This window comes from Vreelandella sulfidaeris, from assembly GCF_042429665.1.
Lineage (GTDB): Bacteria > Pseudomonadota > Gammaproteobacteria > Pseudomonadales > Halomonadaceae > Vreelandella.
In genome coordinates, this window is record NZ_JBHMAC010000013.1 from 35,585 (window position 1) to 57,256 (window position 21,672).

At 51.0% G+C, this 21,672-nt stretch carries 18 protein-coding genes; 9 read left to right on the top strand and 9 right to left on the bottom strand.

The features are described from left to right. Positions 1-44: 44 nt before the first annotated feature. The 4 genes from glyQ (at position 45) to gmhB (ending at position 4,777) form a co-directional block, all read left to right on the top strand. Positions 45-1,004, top strand: coding sequence for a glycine--tRNA ligase subunit alpha (gene glyQ / locus ACFFLD_RS14775; protein WP_386041640.1), 960 nt, complete (start codon positions 45-47; stop codon positions 1,002-1,004). Continuing rightward, positions 1,005-3,068, top strand: coding sequence for a glycine--tRNA ligase subunit beta (gene glyS, locus ACFFLD_RS14780; RefSeq protein WP_386041642.1), 2,064 nt, complete (start codon positions 1,005-1,007; stop codon positions 3,066-3,068). It abuts the gene before it with no gap. A gap of 420 nt (positions 3,069-3,488) precedes the next feature. Next, positions 3,489-4,199 (top strand): hypothetical protein, encoded by a 711-nt coding sequence (locus ACFFLD_RS14785; protein WP_386041644.1) that lies wholly within the window; start codon positions 3,489-3,491, stop codon positions 4,197-4,199. A 14-nt stretch (positions 4,200-4,213) separates the two neighbouring features. Then, positions 4,214-4,777 carry a D-glycero-beta-D-manno-heptose 1,7-bisphosphate 7-phosphatase gene (gene gmhB / locus ACFFLD_RS14790; protein WP_386041646.1) on the top strand — a complete coding sequence of 188 codons (564 nt, stop codon included), beginning with the start codon at positions 4,214-4,216 and terminating at the stop codon, positions 4,775-4,777. 108 nt (positions 4,778-4,885) lie between these two features. On the opposite strand, the gene gyrB is transcribed toward gmhB, so the two are convergent. The 4 genes from gyrB to dnaA all read right to left on the bottom strand — a co-directional run bounded on the left by gyrB (position 4,886) and on the right by dnaA (position 11,316). Beyond that, on the bottom strand, positions 4,886-7,306 hold the full coding sequence (gene gyrB / locus ACFFLD_RS14795) for a DNA topoisomerase (ATP-hydrolyzing) subunit B (protein WP_386041648.1): 2,421 nt from the start codon (positions 7,304-7,306) through the stop codon (positions 4,886-4,888). A gap of 92 nt (positions 7,307-7,398) precedes the next feature. Continuing rightward, entirely contained in the window at positions 7,399-8,502 is a 1,104-nt protein-coding gene (recF, locus tag ACFFLD_RS14800; RefSeq protein WP_386041650.1) for a DNA replication/repair protein RecF, read from the bottom strand. A gap of 134 nt (positions 8,503-8,636) precedes the next feature. Further along, on the bottom strand, positions 8,637-9,740 hold the full coding sequence (dnaN, locus tag ACFFLD_RS14805; protein WP_386041652.1) for a DNA polymerase III subunit beta: 1,104 nt from the start codon (positions 9,738-9,740) through the stop codon (positions 8,637-8,639). Between the two features lie 109 nt (positions 9,741-9,849). After that, a complete protein-coding gene (gene dnaA / locus ACFFLD_RS14810; RefSeq protein ID WP_386041654.1) occupies positions 9,850-11,316 on the bottom strand; it encodes a chromosomal replication initiator protein DnaA in 1,467 nt (488 codons plus the stop codon). Positions 11,317-11,848: 532 nt separating this feature from the next. On the opposite strand from dnaA, the gene rpmH reads away from it, so the two are divergent. From rpmH to mnmE, 4 genes are all read left to right on the top strand, one after another. Next, the gene (gene rpmH, locus ACFFLD_RS14815; RefSeq protein ID WP_008959105.1) at positions 11,849-11,983 is read left to right on the top strand and encodes a 50S ribosomal protein L34; all 135 of its coding nucleotides are present in this window, start codon (positions 11,849-11,851) and stop codon (positions 11,981-11,983) included. Positions 11,984-11,996: 13 nt separating this feature from the next. Further along, the gene (gene rnpA, locus ACFFLD_RS14820; RefSeq protein WP_386041658.1) at positions 11,997-12,389 is read left to right on the top strand and encodes a ribonuclease P protein component; all 393 of its coding nucleotides are present in this window, start codon (positions 11,997-11,999) and stop codon (positions 12,387-12,389) included. 121 nt (positions 12,390-12,510) lie between these two features. Next, positions 12,511-14,202: a membrane protein insertase YidC gene (gene yidC / locus ACFFLD_RS14825; RefSeq protein WP_386041660.1), complete on the top strand. Its 1,692-nt coding sequence runs from the start codon at positions 12,511-12,513 to the stop codon at positions 14,200-14,202. Positions 14,203-14,306: 104 nt separating this feature from the next. After that, positions 14,307-15,677: a tRNA uridine-5-carboxymethylaminomethyl(34) synthesis GTPase MnmE gene (gene mnmE / locus ACFFLD_RS14830; RefSeq protein ID WP_386041662.1), complete on the top strand. Its 1,371-nt coding sequence runs from the start codon at positions 14,307-14,309 to the stop codon at positions 15,675-15,677. A gap of 14 nt (positions 15,678-15,691) precedes the next feature. On the opposite strand, the gene ACFFLD_RS14835 is transcribed toward mnmE, so the two are convergent. The 5 genes from ACFFLD_RS14835 to rdgB all read right to left on the bottom strand — a co-directional run bounded on the left by ACFFLD_RS14835 (position 15,692) and on the right by rdgB (position 20,570). Continuing rightward, on the bottom strand, positions 15,692-16,801 hold the full coding sequence (locus ACFFLD_RS14835) for a cobalamin-independent methionine synthase II family protein (protein WP_386041664.1): 1,110 nt from the start codon (positions 16,799-16,801) through the stop codon (positions 15,692-15,694). A 302-nt stretch (positions 16,802-17,103) separates the two neighbouring features. Further along, a complete protein-coding gene (locus ACFFLD_RS14840) occupies positions 17,104-17,949 on the bottom strand; it encodes a 23S rRNA (adenine(2030)-N(6))-methyltransferase RlmJ (protein ID WP_386041666.1) in 846 nt (281 codons plus the stop codon). 84 nt (positions 17,950-18,033) lie between these two features. Next, entirely contained in the window at positions 18,034-18,708 is a 675-nt protein-coding gene (locus ACFFLD_RS14845) for an OmpA family protein (RefSeq protein ID WP_386041668.1), read from the bottom strand. A gap of 76 nt (positions 18,709-18,784) precedes the next feature. Beyond that, on the bottom strand, positions 18,785-19,969 hold the full coding sequence (gene hemW / locus ACFFLD_RS14850) for a radical SAM family heme chaperone HemW (RefSeq protein ID WP_386041670.1): 1,185 nt from the start codon (positions 19,967-19,969) through the stop codon (positions 18,785-18,787). Next, positions 19,962-20,570: an RdgB/HAM1 family non-canonical purine NTP pyrophosphatase gene (gene rdgB, locus ACFFLD_RS14855; protein WP_386041672.1), complete on the bottom strand. Its 609-nt coding sequence runs from the start codon at positions 20,568-20,570 to the stop codon at positions 19,962-19,964. The genes hemW and rdgB overlap by 8 nt, the downstream gene beginning before the upstream one ends. A gap of 283 nt (positions 20,571-20,853) precedes the next feature. Here rdgB and ACFFLD_RS14860 point away from each other — a divergent pair, with 283 nt between their 5' ends. Next, positions 20,854-21,546, top strand: coding sequence for a LuxR C-terminal-related transcriptional regulator (locus ACFFLD_RS14860; protein WP_386041674.1), 693 nt, complete (start codon positions 20,854-20,856; stop codon positions 21,544-21,546). Positions 21,547-21,672: the final 126 nt, after the last annotated feature.

Consider the following 21,672-nt stretch of genomic DNA (forward strand, 5'->3'; position numbering starts at 1 on the left):
ATACTTGACGCCTTCTGAATTCATGGCCAATGGTGCTTTCCGCGATGAGTGTCTCGACAAACCAATCGACACCCGATGTGTCGACCTTTCAGGGCTTGATCCTGGCTCTGCAGCAGTACTGGGCAGAACAGGGCTGTGTCATCCTTCAGCCGCTTGATATGGAAGTCGGCGCAGGCACCTTCCATCCAGCGACCTTTCTGCGGTCGATAGGCCCCGAATCCTGGAACGCGGCCTATGTGCAGCCTTCTCGACGGCCGACCGATGGCCGCTATGGCGAGAATCCTAACCGACTCCAGCATTACTATCAGTTCCAGGTAGTGATGAAGCCATCACCGAGCAACTTTCAAGACCTTTATTTAGGCTCTCTCAAACGTCTCGGCCTTGATCCCCTTATCCATGACATTCGCTTTGTTGAAGATAACTGGGAATCTCCGACCCTGGGCGCCTGGGGTCTGGGCTGGGAAATCTGGTTAAACGGCATGGAGGTCACCCAGTTCACTTATTTCCAGCAAGCGGGTGGCATCGAGTGCTATCCCGTTACTGGCGAGCTTACCTACGGTCTTGAGCGTCTTGCCATGTACCTGCAGGATGTCGACAGCGTTTATGACCTGGTATGGGCCATTGCTCCCGATGGTAGCAAGGTAAGCTATGGCGATGTTTACTTGCAAAATGAGCGTGAACAGTCCGCCTACAACTTTGAACATGCCGATGTCGACTATCTATTTGCTACTTTCGACCACCAGGAAAAAGAGTGTGGCAAGTTGCTTGCCGCGAACTTGCCGCTGCCGGCTTACGAGCAGGTCCTGAAGGCATCGCATACGTTCAACCTATTAGATGCTCGTCACGCTATTTCGGTCACTGAACGTCAGCGCTTTATTTTGCGCGTTCGCACCATGGCACGCGATGTCGCTACCGCTTACTTTGAGTCGCGTAAGGCAGAAGGTTTCCCCATGGCGCCGGAAATACTTCGTCAAGAACACCTCGCCGATCAGGGAGACGACTAAATGGCTGTCAATACGCTGTTATTAGAACTCGGTGCAGAAGAACTGCCCCCCGCTGCCCTGGATGTATTGTCTGATGCATTTGCTGCCGGTATTGCGAAAGGCTTACAGGATGCCGATGTTCCGTTCTCCAGTATCACCGCCTTTGCCACTCCGCGCCGCTTAGCGGTGCAAGTGCAAGAGCTTGCCGATAAACAGCCTGACCGCGACGTTGAACGCCGTGGGCCCGCGTTGGCCGCTGCCTACAAGGATGGCGTTGCCACCAAAGCAGCTGAAGGCTTTGCCCGCTCCTGTGGGGTCAGCGTAGATGAGCTGATTCATATAGAAACGGACAAAGGCACATGGCTAGGTTTTCGTGAGCAGCAGCAAGGGGAATCCATTCAAGCGCTGCTGCCCGACATTCTTCACAAGACCATTCATGCGCTACCGGTGCCCAAGAACATGCGCTGGGGTGCATCTCGCGTTGAGTTCTCTCGTCCGGTTCATTGGCTGGTTGCGCTTTATGGAAGCGATGTCGTGGCGGCTGAAGTACTCGGTCTCCAGGCTAGCTGCACCACCTACGGGCACCGCTTTCATGCCCCCGATGCCATCCAGCTAGGCCATGCCGATGAGTACGTGGCGACATTGGAAAATGCCTATGTATTAGTGGATCGAGAACTGCGCCGCGAGCGCATTCGCGAACAGGTGTTGGCAGAGGCCGAGGTGCAGGAGGCAACAGCCGTTATCGATGAAGACCTGTTGGTAGAAGTGAGCGGATTAGTGGAATGGCCGGTGGCCCTGACCGGTAGTTTTGATGAGCGCTTTCTGGAAGTTCCTGCCGAGTGCTTGATCTCTTCCATGAAGGCCAATCAGAAGTACTTCCACCTGCTTGATGAGGCTGGCAAGCTCAAACCGCTCTTTATCACCATCGCCAATATCGATAGCGCTGACCCAGACCAGGTCATTGCCGGTAATGAGAAAGTCATTCGTCCCCGCTTAGCCGATGCGTCGTTTTTCTACGATACCGATCGACAGCGCACACTGGCTTCGCGTATTCCTCAGTTGGAAAGCGTTGTTTTCCAACAGCAGTTAGGTACCTTAGCCGATAAAGCGCGCCGCAGTGAAGCTATCGCCACCTTTATCACCGAGCGGATCAATGGCGATGTAACCCATGCCAAACGCGCCGTGGCACTCGCCAAATGCGATCTTGTCACGGAAATGGTGCTCGAATTCCCTGAGCTTCAGGGCATTATGGGTCGTTACTACGCCGAGCAGGATGGCGAGCCCGCCGAGGTTGCCCAAGCGCTTGAAGAGCAGTACCTGCCGCGATTTGCCACCGACACTATTCCCCAACATGCGACAGGCAAAGCGATAGCCCTGAGCGACCGTTTAGACACGCTGGTAGGTATCTTTGGTATCGGGCAGCGTCCAACGGGGGCAAAAGATCCCTTTGCTCTGCGCCGCGCCTCGATAGGTATCCTTAACATCCTGGTCAAAGGTGAGCTTGATCTTGACCTGCGCGAATTACTCACTGTCGCCGCTGAACAGCATCAGGGCCTTCCGAATGCCGATGGCCTGGTTGAGGATGTATTGACCTACGTACTGGATCGTTTCCGCGCCTGGGGGCAGGAAGAGGGAATCAGTGCTGAAATGTACTTGGCCGTTCGTGCTCGCCCAGTGTCTAACCCCCTCGACTTCGCCCGTCGACTGCGCGCCGTTAAAGTATTTTCCCAGCGCGAAGAAGCGACGGCGTTGGCGGCGGCGAATAAGCGTGTTTCCAATATCCTTAGCAAGCAAGAGCACGACGGCAGTATTCAAGTGGATGCCAGTCTCTTTTGTGAAGACGCTGAACGGACACTATACGATGCGGTTGAGACGAGCCAGAAAACTGTCGCACCTTTGTTTGCCTCAGGTGAGTATCAGCAGGCACTGGATGTGTTGGCCACTCTGCGCGAACCGGTTGATACCTTCTTCGATCAGGTGATGGTAATGGCGGACGACCCAGCCATTCAGCGCAACCGTTTGGCTCTACTTGCTAGCCTTCAAGACCTCTTTCTAGAAGTGGCCGATATTTCTCTCCTCCCCTAAGTAACAGCCTACCTCCCCTTCCCAGCTAACCGATGGCATCTGCCATCGGTTTTTTGTTTCACGTGAAACAAATTGAAATCCCCTTTTATGACTCGCCTAGCGCCATCAGTCGCTGACTACTTGTTCTCGTAAGCTAGTAGCCGAAGGTCCTTTTCTATAAGCCAATAGTGCTGACGTCAAAGCGGTCAGTGAAAATTAATTATTGATTGGTTTTCTTTGTTTCACGTGAAACATAAGCGTAAAATATCGATTATTATTGAAATACGTACTTTAAATAACAAATCGTTTTAACAGGAACACTTTAGACATGCTGACACTGCTTATAAACATGAGACTAAGCGTATGTATGACCTTTTTTTACTCGACTCACTTCCACAGCAACAGGCAACAATGGCACCTCATACGTTTCAAGGAGAAAGAGTGTGGTTAAAGCGTGCCGCCAAACGAAATTCGCGCTTAGCATACGCCCCACTTAGCCTGTTAGCCGCCTGGTTCAAGTTGGACCTGCTTAAACCAGTCCCGAACGTTGGAGGCGAGCAAAGTATTCTCACTGAAGCAACTAGAATTGAAACATTACGAAAAGCAGGTATCGAGGTGCCGCTGATTTTAGCCAAAACGCCTCAAGCATTATTACTTGCTGATGCCGGCACATCGACCCAACCTGCCGTCACGTTACTTGAAAAGCTTAAAAGCACCGATGACCCCGAGCACATCGATCAAACCTTGACGCGAAGTATCCGAGCGCTTAACTGTGTCCATAAGCGCGACTGCTACCTTAGCGAAGGCTTTGCACGCAATATCCTCGTCACCGAAGAGAAAACCATATTTATTGATTTCGAGACTGATCCTGGTCGTGTTCATACCCCGATAGACTGTATGGTGCGTGACTGGTACTGCTTTATATTTTCGCTGTATGGCAAATTGTATAAATCACCTACGCAGTGCGAGCGTTTAACGCCTGCCCTTTTAGAGGGCTTGAATAATGCCCATCAGGACGTGCGCGAACGCTTTTGTGAAATACTGCCTAAATTGCTCCGCCTGAAGCGATTTCCTTTTAAGCTTTTAGGAAGTGATGGGCGTAAAATAAGCATTACGCTGCAAGCACTGACCGTGCTCAATAAAAAGCTTTAGGTACGAGACCACCCATGCCGAAATCTCCTCAACAGCTGGTTATCCTTGATCGTGACGGTGTGATCAATCAAGACTCTGATGCGTATATCAAGTCATTGGACGAATGGATACCTTACCCCAGTGCTATTGATGCCATTGCTCGCTTATCTCAGGCAGGCTTTATCGTTGCCGTGGCCACCAACCAGTCAGGCATTGCTCGGGGTTATTACAACGAGAACACCCTTGCCGATATGCACTCGCGCTTACGGGCATTAGTTAACGCCGCAGGCGGCCATATTACGCATATTGCTTACTGCCCTCACGGACCCACTGATGCATGTGATTGTCGTAAACCACTCCCAGGCTTATTGCATGAAATTCAGCACGTGGTTGGCATTAACAGCCTAACTGGCAGCTGGATGGTGGGAGATAGCCTTCGCGATTTACAGGCAGGAGATGCCTGCGGCTGCCGTACGGTATTAGTGAAAACAGGCAAAGGCGAGAAGACGGTAGAGAAAGGCGTTGGTCTAGAGAGCACTCTTGTTTTCGCTGATTTAGCTGAATTTGTAGATGAGCTGCTTGCAGGCTCTTTAAACTGACCATCATTACTTAGCTTATGGTCTGCACCTCAAATCACAAAAAAGCCACGGACCTAGATCCGTGGCTTTTTGTTTATAGTGTTTCACGTGAAACACATACCAAATATTCTATACGTCTAAGTTAGCGACAAGCGCATTCGTTTCGATAAAGTCACGACGCGGCTCAACGTCGTCGCCCATCAAGGTATTAAACATCATATCAGCGGCCACAGCGTCTTCGATGGTGACTCGAAGCATGCGGCGACTATCCGGATCCATCGTCGTATCCCAAAGCTGATCCGGGTTCATTTCGCCCAGCCCCTTATAACGCTGAACAGAAAGACCACGTTGGCCCTCTTGCATCAACCACGCCAGCACTTCAGAGAAGTGTGATACCGGCTTTTGACGCTCACCACGGGCGATATAAGCACCCTCTTCCAGAAAGTTATCGAGCGTTTCACCGAGTTCAGCTATGCCGCGATAGTCAGCGCTTTCGAAGAAGTCCAAGCCCCATGCATAGTCGGTGGTGACCCCATGAGCAACCAATGAAACCGTCGGTAGGTAAAGCCCACGCTCACTATCTTCTTTCAAATGGAAGTGGTAACGAGGCCCGCCTTCATAGGCCACCATATCGTCCATAATTTTCTGCAGTTCATCTATCCAGTTCTGCATGGTAACGCGATCTTTTAGGCTATCTTCGCCTTTCAAAGCAGACGCGTGGATGATCTGCTTCAGCACTTCATTGGGATAAACGCGCGACAGGCGGTCGATACGCTTCATCACATTGCGGTACTGATTAACCAAGGCTTCTAACGGCGATCCTGAAATAGCTGGCGCGTTGGCATTCACGTGCAAACCAGCACCATCCAGCGCAGTCGTGGTCAGGTAATCGACCATTGCCTGCTCATCCTTGAGATAAAGCTCCTGTTTACCTCGCTTGATTTTATATAGCGGGGGCTGAGCGATAAAAATATGTCCGCGTTCAATAAGCTCCGGCATTTGACGGAAAAAGAACGTCAACAGCAATGTTCGAATGTGCGACCCATCAACATCGGCGTCCGTCATGATAATGACAGAGTGGTAACGCAGCTTGTCGGGGTTAAACTCTTCCCGGCCAATGCCACAGCCAAGGGCGGTGATCAAGGTACCCACTTCAGCTGAAGAGAGCATTTTGTCGAAGCGCGCTTTTTCGACGTTAAGAATTTTACCCTTGAGCGGTAAAATAGCCTGCGTGCGACGGTCGCGCCCCTGTTTGGCGCTTCCTCCTGCTGAATCACCCTCCACCAGGTACAGCTCAGACTGGCTGGGGTCTTTTTCCTGGCAATCCGCCAGCTTACCCGGTAGGCCCGCAATATCCAACGCACCTTTACGCCGCGTCATATCACGTGCCTTGCGTGCGGCCTCACGAGCGCGAGCAGCATCAAGCATCTTATTGACAATGGCTTTAGCGTCATTAGGCTTTTCAACCAGATACTCTGAGAACAGGCGGCTCATTTCCTGTTCAACGGCTGTTTTAACTTCACTTGAAACAAGCTTATCTTTGGTCTGTGATGAGAATTTAGGATCAGGAACCTTGACCGAAATAATCGCCGTCAAGCCTTCCCTAGCATCATCACCCGAGGTATTGACCTTGGCCTTTTTAAGCAGGTTCTCGGCCTCGATATAATTATTGAGTGTCCGTGTCAAACCTGCACGAAAGCCGGCCAAGTGTGCCCCACCATCGCGTTGAGGAATGTTGTTTGTGTAGCAAAAAATATTTTCAGTGAAGGCTTCACTCCACTGCATCGCTACTTCCACTTCGACACCATCGTCGCGCACGGCGTTAAAATGAAAAACAGGATTAAGAACCGTTTTATTGGTATTTAAATGATCGACAAAGGCTCTTAAACCGCCCTCGTAGTGGAATAACTCTTCCTTGCCGCTACGCTCATCCATTAAGCGAATAGCCACACCAGAATTCAGGAATGAGAGCTCACGTAAGCGTTTAGCGAGAATATCAAAATGAAATTCGATATTGCCGAATGTTTCTGACGAAGGACGGAAATGTACTTTTGTACCGCTTTTTTCCGTTTTCCCTACCACACTCAATGGCGCTTGTGGCACGCCATGATGATAGATCTGTTCGAAGACTTCACCTTGACGCCAAATGGTTAAACGCAATTCGGCGGATAGCGCATTAACCACAGAGACGCCGACACCGTGTAACCCGCCAGACACTTTATAGGAGTTATCGTCAAATTTACCGCCTGCGTGCAACACCGTCATGATTACTTCAGCAGCAGAGACACCCTCCCCTTCATGAATTTCGGTAGGTACGCCTCGGCCGTTATCACTAACGGTAACCGACTCATCCGGGTGAATGACAACGCGAATTTCACTGCAGTGACCAGCCAGTGCCTCGTCGATGGAGTTATCCACCAATTCGAACACCATGTGGTGCAGCCCGGTACCGTCGTCGGTGTCACCAATATACATACCTGGACGCTTACGTACTGCGTCCAGTCCCTTGAGCACCTTGATGCTTGATGAATCGTAAGCCTGCTCGCTCATTGACCACTCCGTCGTGAAGTCTGTCTCATTCCGTATCGTCAAAGCTTCTGCGCTCGTACATTGGCTACCGCCAGCTAATACAGCTACGCATATTAGCTGTCAGAAACTAACTGACTGATCCCTGGTTTCGTATGTTTCACGTGAAACATGTTCACACAGGTATCAGGCTTCCACGTACTTCTTAGTGCAGAAGGTTCAACGCTGGTAATAAATGCCTGGCACTGCATGTCTTCGAGTAACTCACAGAACTGATAGCGATTTTTTTCATCAAGTTCTGCAGGTAAATCATCGATAAGATAAATGCAGCGTCGCTGTGTCCTTCTTTCCAGAAACCGGCCTTGGGCAAGTTTCAGAGCGCTTACCACTAACTTTTGCTGGCCTCTGGAAAGTACTTCAACTGCAGGCTGCTTATGAATTCTAATTCGCAGATCCGCTCGCTGAGGACCTTGCTGAGTAAAACCCATTTGTTGATCCGTTTGCCGGGCGTCATGCAGCACGTTCGCTAGTGTTCGTTCTTTATCCCATCCGCGTGCATAGTGCAGCGACAAACCAGGCAGAGGAAGCAGGCCTTTTAGCGTTTCTTCGAAAACAGGCAAGAAATCCTGAAACCACTCAAAGCGCAACGCATCCATCTGTTCGCCCCAAATAGCCAGCTCCTGCTCCCATACGGCTATTTCCTGCGGTTGTATTCTACCACGCCTGAGCAGTGCATTCCGATGTTTCAGCGCACGCCGTGTACGCTTCCAAATGGGTAGAAAATCGTGTTTCACGTGAAACACCCCCCAATCAAGAAACTCACGTCGACCAGCAGGAGAACCTTCAAGCAAGCGGAAAGCATCAGGGTTAATTAACTGTAGAGGCATTGCCTCTACCAGCTCCGCTAAACGGGCATTCTTATCGCCCTTGAGACGCAGCTCCAGCTCTCTTTGTGCTCGCAACCGGCGCACCCCAAGGGTAACCTCAGGGTCCCCGCTTAAACGCCCATACAACGTCATATGGGACTCATCGGTTTGTATTGCATGCTTCAACTGTCGCGTACGGAAAGAGCGCCCCATGCCGAGAATATGAATGCCTTCCAACAAGCTGGTTTTACCACTGCCATTGGCACCACTAATCACGTTGATGCGCGAAGAGGGCGCCATCTCAACAGCGTGTAAATTTCGCAACCCCTGAAAATTAAGCAGTGTCAGACTCATCCAATTACCACCACTTAACCGAGTATTGAAAAAAAGCAGCGTAGCGCCAACGCGTTAGCGGCGCGTCTGGAGTCAGAAGCGCCGCTAACAATGCATATTTAGTTGCCAAGAAACGGCTCAACGCGCGCTATTCACTACAGGCGCATAGGCATAACAACGTAAAGCGCATCACCGCCACCCGGTTCTTCAAGCAGTGCGCTACTATTGGGATCAGCCAGCGTAATCTGTACGCGATCTTCGTTCAGGACTGACAACACATCAACTAAATAGCCAACGTTAAAGCCCACCTCCATCGCGCCACCATTATACTCTACCGCGATATTCTCTTCGGCTTCTTCCTGTTCCGGGTTATTAGCCATCACCTTGAGATTGTTTTCCTCAAGGTAAAGACGCACACCACGATATTTTTCATTAGAGAGAATGGCGGTACGTGATAGTACTTGGCGCAGCTCAGCGCGCTCTGCAATTAATACTTTATCGCCGTTACGCGGCACTACTCGCTCATAGTCGGGAAACTTACCGTCGATTAACTTAGAGGTAAACGTGAAGTCCCCGGTATGCGCGCGGACGTGGCTAGAGCTAAGCGTTAAACTGACAGGCTCGTCACTGTCATCTAAAAGCCGCGATAATTCTAAAATACCTTTACGCGGCACAATTAGTTTTTGCGATTGTTCAACGGATACATCAATAGCGCGCGAACACATCGCCAAGCGGTGTCCGTCTGTGGCAACAGTGCGTAATAGGTTACTTTGAATTTCAAGCAGCATGCCGTTGAGGTAATAGCGTACATCCTGTTGCGCCATGGCAAACGAGGTGGCTTCGATCAGGTGTTTTAGCGTGCCACGAGGTACGCTAATTTCCTGGCTGCCATCAGCTTCCTCAATATTGGGAAATTCAGCCGCGGGTAGCGTCGATAGCGTAAAGCGTGAACGCCCACTGCGCAAAACGGCACGCCCTTCTTCCACTGCTAACTGAATATCAGACTGATCGGGTAATGATTTACAAATATCCATTAGCTTACGGGCTGGCACGGTGGCAGCACCTGGCTGATCAACGAGACTGGCCACTGTACGCCCAACAAGTTCAACTTCTAGATCTGTACCGGTCAACGATACGTGATCGCCGTCTACCTGAATAAGCACATTTGACAGCACAGGTAGTGTTTGGCGCCGTTCGACAACACCAGCGACCAGAGTCAGCGGACGTAACAGCGCCTCTCGGGAAATCGAAAATTTCATCAATACTCCGGTTCTATATCCTGAAAGACCTGTACATTGCAGGTCCGTCCCATGGGATGATTATGCTCTGTCTGAAACTGCCTGCGCGCGTCGACTCCTCAGACAGATCTTAACTGGTCAACAGGCGTAGCAAGTTCTTGTAGTCTTCACGGATATCCGCGCTCTCTTCCTGCAACGACTTAACTTTTCGGCAGGCATGAAGCACCGTTGTGTGGTCACGCCCGCCAAAGGCATCGCCAATTTCCGGCAAACTATGATTGGTTAATTCCTTAGCCAGCGCCATCGCTACCTGACGGGGGCGGGCAACAGAGCGGGAGCGGCGCTTGGAAAGCAAGTCCGCCACTTTGATCTTGTAGTACTCGGCCACCGTGCGCTGAATATTATCGACGCCTACCTGTTTATCCTGGAGTGCCAGCAGATCTTTCAAGGACTCTCGAATAAAGTCTTGGGTAATCGTTTTGCCCATGAAGTGAGAGTCGGCGATCACTTTTTTCAAGGCACCTTCCAGCTCCCGCACATTGGAACGAATTTTTTGCGCGATAAAGAACGCCGCATCGTGGGGCAAATCGACCTTAGCCTGATCAGCCTTTTTCATCAAGATCGCCACTCGGGTTTCCAGCTCAGGCGGCTCAATAGCTACCGTCAGGCCCCATCCAAAACGCGATTTTAAGCGCTCTTCTACGCCACTGATCTCTTTAGGATAACGATCAGAGGTCAGGATCATTTGCTGACCACCTTCCAAAAGCGCATTGAAGGTATGAAAAAACTCCTCCTGCGAGCGCTCTTTGCCGGCAAAAAATTGAATATCATCAATCAGTAACGCATCAACACTGCGATAAAAGCGTTTGAAATCGTTAATCGCATTAAGCTGCAACGCTTTGACCATGTCAGCAACAAAACGCTCCGAGTGCAGGTAGACCACACGGGCATTTTCACGACGCGTCGCTAAGGCATTGCCCACGGCGTGCATTAAGTGCGTCTTACCCAGACCCACACCACCGTATAAAAATAAGGGGTTGTAAGCGCCGCCTGGGTTTTCAGACACTTGCCGGGAGGCTGCACGAGCCAGTTGGTTCGATTTACCTTCTACAAAGGTATCAAAAGTAAAATTAGGATTAAGCCCGCTACCATGTTTTAAGCTGCCTTCTACCTGCACTTGGCGTTCGTTGGCACGCTTACTTGGTGCTTCATCACGCAGCTTATCAATTTCACGCTCATCCGCCACATCACCACGAGGTGGTGTGTGTACCGCCGGAGCAGAAGGTCGTGCCGGCGCTGCTGATACTGGGTTACCTAAATCTCGATGTTGAGGAGGCGGTGTCGCCAAGCGGCGACTTCCAACGGTCAAACTGACCTTGGGTGGTTTAGCCGGTGCGAGTTCACGCATCAGCTCACTGATCCGTTTGGCATACTTATCACTCACCCAATCGCGCACAAAGCGATTAGGCGCTAATAAGCGCAGCTCGTTGGACTCTCCTTCTTCTGCCTGCAGCGGCCTTATCCAGGTATTGAACTGTTGGGAGTTCAATTCATCCTGCAGGTTGTCCAGGCACTGTTGCCAAAGCGTCAGTGACACTCATCTCACCATCAGTTGAAAACGGGCGACTATTGTAGCGCCCAAAGCCTCGGTTATCCACACAGGTTTAGGCCCGTATATTGCCTGTGGACAACTTGGCATAAAGGGGGAGGAAAACCTTGTGGAGGAACGTGGACAGTTTTGAAAAATACCTATTCCAAGCGGGTTAATCACATCTAACCAACACCTTTTAGACCGTTTATACGAAACTTACACACAGATTTTTAATCGCTATAGGCTGTTGATTATAAATTAATAAAAGCACTTATACACAATTAGTATCCCCACTATTAATAACAATAAGTTTAGAACTACCTACTAGTAATAATAGAAATAGCAATGACCGAGGATGAGCCCGTATCAGCGGACTTGCAAACACGTCGCCAAGCATTTTATGCAAGGAAAAATTGCACCCAGCAGAGGAAGTCTCTACAATTTCCGGTCTTGAATTGATTCTCCCCGGCTAGTTCCTCACTGGATCGGGGTTTTTGGAATTCACTTTCCGTCCTAAACCACGTGGGAATAACGAGTTATGAAACGCACTTTTCAACCTAGCGTTCTCAAGCGCAAGCGCGCGCATGGCTTCCGTGCTCGTATGGCAACCAAAAATGGTCGCGCCGTCCTCGCACGTCGTCGTGCCAAAGGCCGCAAGCGTCTGAGCGCCTGATCTCGGATTGCGTGTGCCGCAGCAAGGCTTTCCCCGGCAATTACGGTTACTAAATGCTGGGGATTTTAGTCACGTGTTCGAGCAAGCTGACCTAAAAGTGCATGGCAAAGGTATGATGGCGTTAGTTCGCTTGAGTACACGGGGATATCCTCGCCTTGGACTGATCGTTAGCAAGAAAAATGTCAAACGCGCCGTAGATCGCAACCGTTTTAAGCGTCTCGTTCGAGAATCCGTCCGTCTTCGCCAACATCACCTACCCTCTGTGGATATCGTGGTGCTTGCCCGACGAGGCGTCCAGGATATCGATAACGATACCTTGCATCGCCAGTTATATGGCATGTGGAAGCGACTCCAGCGCGACGCACAGGCGGTGATCGCAGCACCAACGCCAGAGCGTGACACGTGACCGTTGGTGCACACCTCGCCGCTCGACCTCGGCCTGCCGCCTGGCAGGCTTTCGTGTGTCAAGGGTCGAGTAAATGACACTGCGCCATTAGCATGTTCACCACCCAGCGGGCAGAACCCTCATGGACGTAAAACGACTTTTATTACTGATTCCACTAGCCGTACTTGCGTACTTGCTAGTCGTCCAGTGGAATCAGGATTACGGGCAGCCGAATTACGATTCAGTACCCGAAACAACACAACGCAGTAACGCAGCACCAGCAAGCGATAGAGAAGAGGCTGAAGGCGGCTTAACCGTCCCGACTACCTCTGCACCGCAAGGCGCGGTGGGTGAAGGCATCTCTGACGCTGCTGAAAGCGAAACCGCCAGCCGTGATTTCATTGCAGTCACCACTGATGTTCTTGATGTACGCATTGATCCACACGGTGGCGATATCGTTTATGCCGCCTTACCGCAGCACAAACTTTCTCTTGATTCCGAACGCAACTATGTCTTGTTGTCCGATAACAACAACCGCAGTTACGTGGCTCGGTCGGGCCTTCAACTCGATGGTCAAGCAAACCGCATCGCCTTTACGCCAGAAAACTTAGAGTATCGGTTAGGTGATGATGAGGAAGAACTCAGCGTAGACCTCACTGCCGACATCAACGGTGTTGAGGTCATTAAGCGGCTTACCTTTGAGCGCGGTAGTTACGCAGTCAATGTTAACTATTACCTAGCCAACAATACGGATGCGCCCATCAGCGCACGCTTTATTGGTCAGTTGGCTCGCGATAACAGTCCTGACCCGTCCAGCGGTGTATCGATGGGGATGAAGTCCTATTTGGGTGCCGCTTACTCAACGCCGGATGCGCGTTATGAGAAGATCGACTTCGAAGATATACAAAACAGTAACTTCGATAATCGTGAAGCTCAGGGCGGTTGGATTGCGATCATTCAACACTACTTTGTATCAGCCTGGGCTCCCCCACAGGGTCAACAGAACCTTTTCTACGTCACAACGGATTCCAGTAACCGCAATGTAGTGGCGTTTGCAGGACCAACAAACACCGTTGCCGCCGACAGTGATGCCACCCTAGGTGCCACCCTTTACATGGGGCCCAAAGTGCAGGATTACCTGGAGGAAGTCGCTCCTAACCTGCAGTTAACCGTGGATTATGGCTGGCTATGGTTTATCGCTAATCCGCTCTTCTGGCTGCTGGATAAGATCCACGACGTTGTTGGAAACTGGGGTTGGTCGATTGTTCTGTTAACCGTACTGGTGAAGACAGCACTGTTCCCGCTTTCCGCCAAAGCGTACAAATCGATGGGTCGGATGCGTAAACTCGGCCCGGAAATGCAGCGCTTAAAAGAAACGTATGGCGACGACCGGCAAAAAATGTCGCAAGAGATGATGAAGTTCTACCAGAAGGAGAAGATCAATCCTCTGGGAGGCTGTCTCCCTATTGTGATTCAGATGCCGGTGTTCATTGCGCTTTACTGGATGCTGTTGGAATCGGTTGAGCTACGCCACGCGCCGTTTATCTTCTGGATTCAGGATCTATCGATGAAGGATCCTTACTTCATCTTGCCGATTCTGATGGGCGTTTCGATGTTCGTTCAACAGATGTTGAATCCGACCCCACCGGATCCCATGCAGGCGAAGATCATGAAGATGCTACCTATCATCTTTACCTTCTTCTTCCTGTGGTTCCCGGCGGGTCTGGTCATCTACTGGGTGGTCAACAACATCATTTCGGTGGCGCAGCAGTACTACATTACGCGCAAAATCGAAAACGATCCGAGCATCGGTAAAGGCATGAAAACCAAATAGCCTACCGTTGTCGTTGATAACTTCAGACCCCCGCCTTCGTGCGGGGGTCTGGCGTTTTAAAGGTGACAAACTCACAATGTATGCATCCATTAAAGAGGCACGCCATGGCTGAACGACTTTATACCCAGGATACGATTACCGCGTTGGCCACTCCCCCCGGACGCGGCGGTGTGGGTATCATACGTGTTTCAGGGCCCGCCAGCCGCGCTATCGCCGAGGCCATACTCGGCCATTGCCCGGCGCCTCGTTATGCTCATTACGGGCCTTTCCAAGGCGCTGACAGCATCATTGATGAAGGGATTGCCCTGCTGTTTAACGGCCCCAATTCGTTTACAGGTGAGGATGTACTGGAATTACAGGGCCATGGTGGCCCGGTCATCATGGACATGTTGCTGGAGCGCTGCGTGGCGATGGGAGCTCGTCTGGCACGTCCAGGCGAGTTCTCAGAGCGCGCCTTCCTCAACGACAAGCTAGACCTGGCGCAGGCGGAAGCGATTGCTGACCTGATAGACGCCACTTCCCGCTCGGCGGCAGAGAATGCTGTGCGTTCCCTACAGGGCGAGTTCTCCAGCCGAGTATCGGCCTTGGTCACGCGGCTTATCGAGCTACGTGTATATGTCGAAGCCGCTATCGATTTTCCAGAGGAAGAGATTGATTTTCTCGCCGATGGACATGTTGTTCAGCACCTTAATAGTGTTCAACAAGCGCTGCGTGACGTACGCCAAGCCGCAGGCCAAGGGGCGCTGCTCCGCGAAGGCATGAGTGTAGTGATAGCCGGTCGTCCCAATGCGGGCAAATCGAGCCTGCTTAATGCGCTCACCGAGCAGGATACCGCTATCGTGACGGATATCGCTGGCACTACCCGGGATGTGTTACGCGAGCATATTCATATCGATGGTATGCCGTTGCATATTATCGATACTGCCGGTTTGCGCGACACGCCAGATGCTGTCGAGAAGATTGGTGTTGCCCGCGCCTGGGATGAAATTGAAAAGGCCGACCGCGTACTGCTGCTGGTGGACGCCTCTACTACCGAGGCAACCGACCCGATGGCGATCTGGCCAGAGTTTGTGGCAAGACTCCCCGACCGACAGCGGTTGACGCTGGTACGCAACAAGATTGATACCAGCGCCGAACCGGCTGGGCTTGATTTATCCACAGCCACTCCCACGCTGCGCCTATCAGCCAAGACAGGCGCCGGTGTGGATAACTTGAAGACCCACCTTAAAACGGTGATGGGGTTTGCCGCCACTACGGAAGGCCGCTTCTCCGCCCGGCGACGCCATTTGGACGCCCTGGATCGCGCAATGGCTGCGTTAGAGGCAGGCCGTGCCCAGTTGGATGGCTATGGTGCGGGCGAACTTTTGGCGGAGGACCTGCGCGACGCCCAGCAGGCACTAGGTGAGATTACCGGCGAATTCAGCGCTGATGACCTGCTGGGCGAAATTTTCGGTAACTTCTGTATCGGGAAATAGAGCCGCAAAGGGCATTATGCGCCCCATATATCCCGAGAAATTTGAACGACCAGTTCAAGCTTGGCCTGCTGCTGCGCCTCGGTTATCGCGTTGCCCTCTTCCGTCGAGGCGAAGCCGCACTGAGTGCTTAAACATATCTGATCAAGGCTCACAAACTGGGCCGCTTCATGAATACGTGCTTTGATAGTAGCCGGGTTTTCCAGCTCCCCCGTCTTGGTGGTAATCAACCCCAGCACAACCTTCTGATTACCCGGTTTGATAAAGCGCAAGGGCTCGAAATCACCGGCACGGTCGGAGTCGTACTCCAAAAAGAAGGCGTCAATATTGACCGACCCAAACAGCAGCTCGGCAACCGGCTCATAGCCACCTTCGGATATCCAGGTTGAGCGGAAGTTGCCCCGGCATACGTGCATGCCTACTACCAAATCCTCTGGCTTGCCCTCAAGCGCTTGATTGATTACCTGGGCATAGACCTGAGCTAACTGATCCGGATTCTCTCCGCGCTCCACTACCAAGGCACGCTGCGCATCTGAGCACAGATACGCCCATACGGTATCGTCGAGCTGTAGATAGCGACATCCCGCCGCGTAGAACGCCTCAATGGCTTCTTTATAGACGTTCGCCAGGTCGGCAAAGAAGTCGTCGATATTCGGATAAGCCTCTTCACTGACAACACCACGGCCGCCTCGAAAGTGCAGCACGCTGGGGCTGGGAATGGTCATCTTGGGTATGGCGCCATCGGCGACGCTAGCAAGGAATTTAAAGTCCTCAAGCATGGGATGACGGCCAAAGCCCAGCTTGCCCGTGACGCGTACGTTGCGTGACTTGGTCTGAACGCCGGTAAACTGAATACCCTGCTCGGCATGGTACCCTTCGATACCTTCAAGGCCCTCAAAGAAATCGAAGTGCCACCAGGCACGCCGGAACTCACCATCAGTGACAACGTTCAATCCGCACTGGCATTGATTCTCCACTGCTCGGCAAATGGCATCATTTTCTACCTGCCTAAGCTCTGGTGTGCTTAATTCACCTGACTGATGCGCCAAGCGAGCTTGCTTGATCGCTGAAGGTCGTAAAAGGCTACCGACGACATCGGCTCGGAAAGGGGCGGCATTCAGGCTCATCCAACATCTCCATCGCTGCGTTTAGCATGATTGTATGCTTGCTATCCTCCCCCATCAGCTAGGTGCATTAAAGTGATCATTTCTTGGCTAAACATGAATGAATTTAATAAATAAAGCCGATGAAGGGCTGTTAACGCAAAGGCCGCGAAAGATTAGCAGAATGCGCCATCCATAGACCTCATCGCCTATAAGCGCCGAAAGCAGCGGCATATAGGGCAAAAAGAATTGAGGCGATTACATTTTAGGAGACGCCGAGCGAGTCGCTTGTCTTAGCTGCCTAATTAAGGCTAACCAAGGCGTGGTTATTCACCCACCCACCACTGCGCCTGGTAGTGGCTTTCATTTCCCAGTCGAGGCGTCAGCTCGGCCATGGCGGCGGCCAGACGATCATCTAGCCCCCAAGGCGGGTTGATGACTAGCATACCGCTGCCGTACATGCCGTGGGTCTGTTCGCCTGGTGCGCGCAGTAAAAGCTCGCTGCGCCATATCTTGCGTATGCCACTGGACTTTAACGCATTTAACAAAACCTCATGATGACCAGCAGGTAGTAACGGATACCAGATCAGCACCACACCATGGCGAGCCTTTTCCAACGCATAGGTAACGGTCTCCGCCACCTCCTGATACTCCTTTTTTTGCTCAAAGCTGGGGTCAATCAAGACACAGAGTCTAGGTGTTGCCACCGGCAGCATGGCGGTTAACCCCGCTAGCCCATCGCCATATATACGCTTTGCCTGCGCCGGCAGCGCCTGGGCACTCAAGTATTCATGCTCACCTGGATGAAGTTCAAAGAGACGTAGCTGGTCATGCTCGCGCAGCGGCTGGCTTAACCACCAGGGAGAGCCCGGATAATGCGACAACGCCCCATCACCTGACTGCGCCGCTGCAATAGCGCTTAGCCAATCGCTAAGCAGGGTGTCGGTCATATGCTCACGCGCTTGCCACAGCGGCCAGATACCCTCTCGGTACTCTTGAAGGCGTTGCGTCTCTTTGGTAGCTAATGGGTACAATCCTCTACCCGCATGAGTATCAATATATGTAATGGCTGTTTTTTTACGTAATAAGTAATCGATGACAGCGTAAAGAGTCAGATGCTTATGTACATCGGCAAAGTTACCGGCATGGTAGGCGTGTTGGTAAGACAGCATGGTAGCTCGTAAAAAAGTGAACGAAAAAAGCCCGCTATGTGAGCATAGCGGGCTTTGAACAGCAATGGATGTATTCTTTAAAGACTATCCTTGGCCGTTACCGGTAGGTGTTAAGGTGATTTCTACCCGACGGTTTTGGGCGCGTCCCTGCTCACTGTCATTACTGGCCACGGGCTGAGTAGCCCCATAACCCGACGTCGCTAGACGCGCGGAAGACACGCCGTTCTGGCTTAAGTAGCTCGCGACAGCTTGCGCTCGACGTTCAGACAACTGCTGGTTATAGCTGGCGTTACCGGTGCTATCGGTATGTCCAGCAATGCTGACTCGGGTGTCCTGGTATTGAGTCAGTACGTTGGCCACTTCATTAAGCGAGCCGCGCGCTTCACTCGTTAGATCGGCCGAGTCAAAACCAAAGGTGACGCCGCTGGGCATATTAAGAACAATGTCGTCACCGCGACGATCAATTTCAATACGTGACCCTTGTAAATTATCACGTAACTGCTGCTCCTGGCGGTCCATGTAAACACCAATACCCGCACCGGCAGCGGCACCAACGGCTGCACCAATCAATGCCCGATCCCGGCGGCTGGTACTACCATCGCCGGAAAGCGCACCTGCAGCTGCGCCGACAGCAGCGCCAATGCCAGAACCCATCGCGGTGCTGGAGCGCTGCGTTTGGCCACCGTAAGGGTCCGATGTGGCGCAACCGGCAAGTAACAAAGCGGCTGCCAACGGTGTCAGTAGTCGAGAAATACGCATCACTCACTCCTTGTAGTATTACAGTCTTGTTAATTCAGACCTTTCATTTAAGAAAGGGTGCCACGGTTATTGCTGATCAATCATCATTAATCAATGCCAGCAATTCATTCAAGAATAATAGACCTTGAGGAGAGGCACGTAGTTTTTCAGGCATTTCCATCAAAAGTCCTTTTTGTTCGGCCGTTTGTAACCGCTCCTGTAACATTACAGACGATTGCCCCGTGTTCGCTTCCCAAGTAGCCATCGATACTCCCTCGGTAAGCCGTAACGCATTCATCGCAAATTCCAGCGGTAGCTCGTTAAAATGGATAAGCTGTTTACCCGCCATGAAGCCTCGCACGTCATTACTTCGCTTTAAATACGCATCTGGCTGACGGGTTTTCCAACGCCGTTCAATACGCCACTCCCCCTGTTGATCGATATGGCTAAGCTTGCCATGAGCCCCCGCGCCAATACCCAGGTAGTCACCAAACTGCCAATAATTAAGATTATGAAGACTCTGTTGCCCAGCGGTGGCATAAGCCGAAATTTCGTAACGCTTGAAACCCGCCTGCTCTAAAAGCTGGTGGCCACTATCCTGAATGTCCCAAAGCGCTTCTTCTTCGGGCAAAACCGGCGGCTGAGAGTGAAATGCCGTATTGGGTTCAAGGGTTAGTTGGTACCAGGAGAGGTGATCAGGCGCCAGGGCAAGTGCCTGGTTAATATCGGCTAGGGCAAGCGCTGGCGTCTGACCGGGCAGACCGTGCATCAAGTCGATATTGATGTTGTCAAAGCCCGCTGAGCGCGCCTGAGCGACCGCTTTGATTGCTTCATCCGCACCATGAATACGACCCAGCGCCTCAAGTTGCGCGGCCTGAAAGCTTTGTGTACCCAAAGAAAGCCGGTTGATGCCCGCCTCTCGATAGCCATTAAAACGGCCCTGCTCGGTGGTACCGGGATTTGCTTCTAACGTGATTTCAATATGCCTGGTAAACGGCAACCGAACGCTAATCTCATTCAATAAACGCTTATAAAAGCGGGGAGACAGTAAACTTGGCGTCCCTCCGCCAATGAAAATGGTTTGAATTTCCCGGCCTGCCGCCAGGGCGAGATCGCCATCCAGGTCTTGCAACAGCGCGGTAAGATACGCATCTTCAGGTAAATCGCGAGGAGTAAAGCCATGCGTCCCCGGCTCATGAGAATTGAAGTCACAGTAGGGGCATTTGCGTACACACCAGGGCGTATGGATATACAGCGATAGGGGCGGCAACAAATCAGCCATGCGCCACCTTCAGTAACTCCACCAACCCCTGGAGCGCGCGGCCACGATGGCTTAAGCGATTTTTGCTCTCACTAGGCAGCTCGGCAACACTCATGCCCTGCTCAGGCAACCAAAAGAGCGGATCATAGCCAAACCCTTCGTTGCCGCGAGGATGAGCAAGGATTTCACCTTCCCAACTGCGTTGCACTATGACCGGGACAGGATCGGTCGGATGGCGCAAATACACCAGCACGCACCAGTAGCGAGCACTGCGTTGCCCTTCCGCATAATCATTAAGCGCTGCTAGCAACGTTTTATTATTTTTCTCATCGCTTTTAGGCTCACCGCCATAACGTGCCGAATAGATTCCTGGGGCGCCATTAAGCGCATCCACTTCAAGACCGGAATCATCAGCAAGCGCAGGTAACCCACTGATAAGACAGGCTTCACGGGCTTTTAATAAAGCATTTTCTACAAACGTTAGGCCCGTTTCTTCGACCTCATTGACACCAAAATCTGCCTGAGGACGAACATCAAACCCCAAAGGTGAAAGTAACTGATTAAATTCCTTCAATTTTCCTGCATTACCACTAGCCAGAACCAAGGTGCTAACAGCGACCATAACACGTACTCCAAACGGTAGATCATCAGTTTACGCCTTTCATAGACGTATCAAAAAGCGCTAACAGTTATTAAATGTAATTTAAATAAATTTTATAATTTTTTGTTTTACAAAGCTTTATATAAAAATCAATAACTTAGTGTTTATATTCATTAATGGAATATAGTTATAATGTTTACTTTTCCCATTAACCTGATAACATAACTTTACACATAGTGTCTTATAGACAACACTGCAATGATCAATTACTGACGCTTTCTACTTATGTCATGAGGGCCATCTAATGTCACAAGAAAAACCTACCGGTTCGGTGTACATCGTTACCGAAAAAAGCCCGCAGGTTCAGCTATTTGCTGAGTATTTAACCAAACATACCGGCTGTAAGATACATATCCACTCACCTAGCCTGCCACTGCCCTCCTCGGTTGAGGAGAATGTGCTGATTTTGATTGATAGTGACCATATCGGTATCGATGCACTACCAGAGTGGCAAGAGAACCTGCCTGAAGCATTGGCTAAATCTCCATTAGCAGCCATCAACATACGCGATATGGATCACGCCCTAGAAGCCCTATCGTGTGCTCAGCTAAAAGGCGTGTTCTACCGTAACGAGAGTCTAGAAGTAATATGTAAGGGTATCCATGCTCTATTAGGCGGCGAACTATGGATGTCTCGAGATTTAATGGCTCGTTTGATTTTGTTTTATCGTAAATATCAAAGTAATTCTTTCCGTCCAGCGTGTGGATTAACCAATCGCGAAATGGAAATTATTTCATTGCTAAGCGGCGGTTCCTCTAACCAACAGATTGCTGAAAAGCTGTTTGTTAGCGAGCACACCGTTAAATCGCATCTTTACAATATTTTTCGCAAAATCAATGTACATAACCGTATCCAAGCGCTCAATTGGATTCACCAGAACCTGGGTCCCATCCTACCCAATATTGAAACTGCACGTAGTCTTCAGCGTCATCGCTAGTTATTTCAAAGCATATTTAAGAAAAATAACACACCAGCATTCATAGTTAATCGATCGAAATAAACAGGGATAAAATGCTATTCAATGGGTAATAGCGCTTTAAAAGAAAATGGCTTTTTAGAAGCC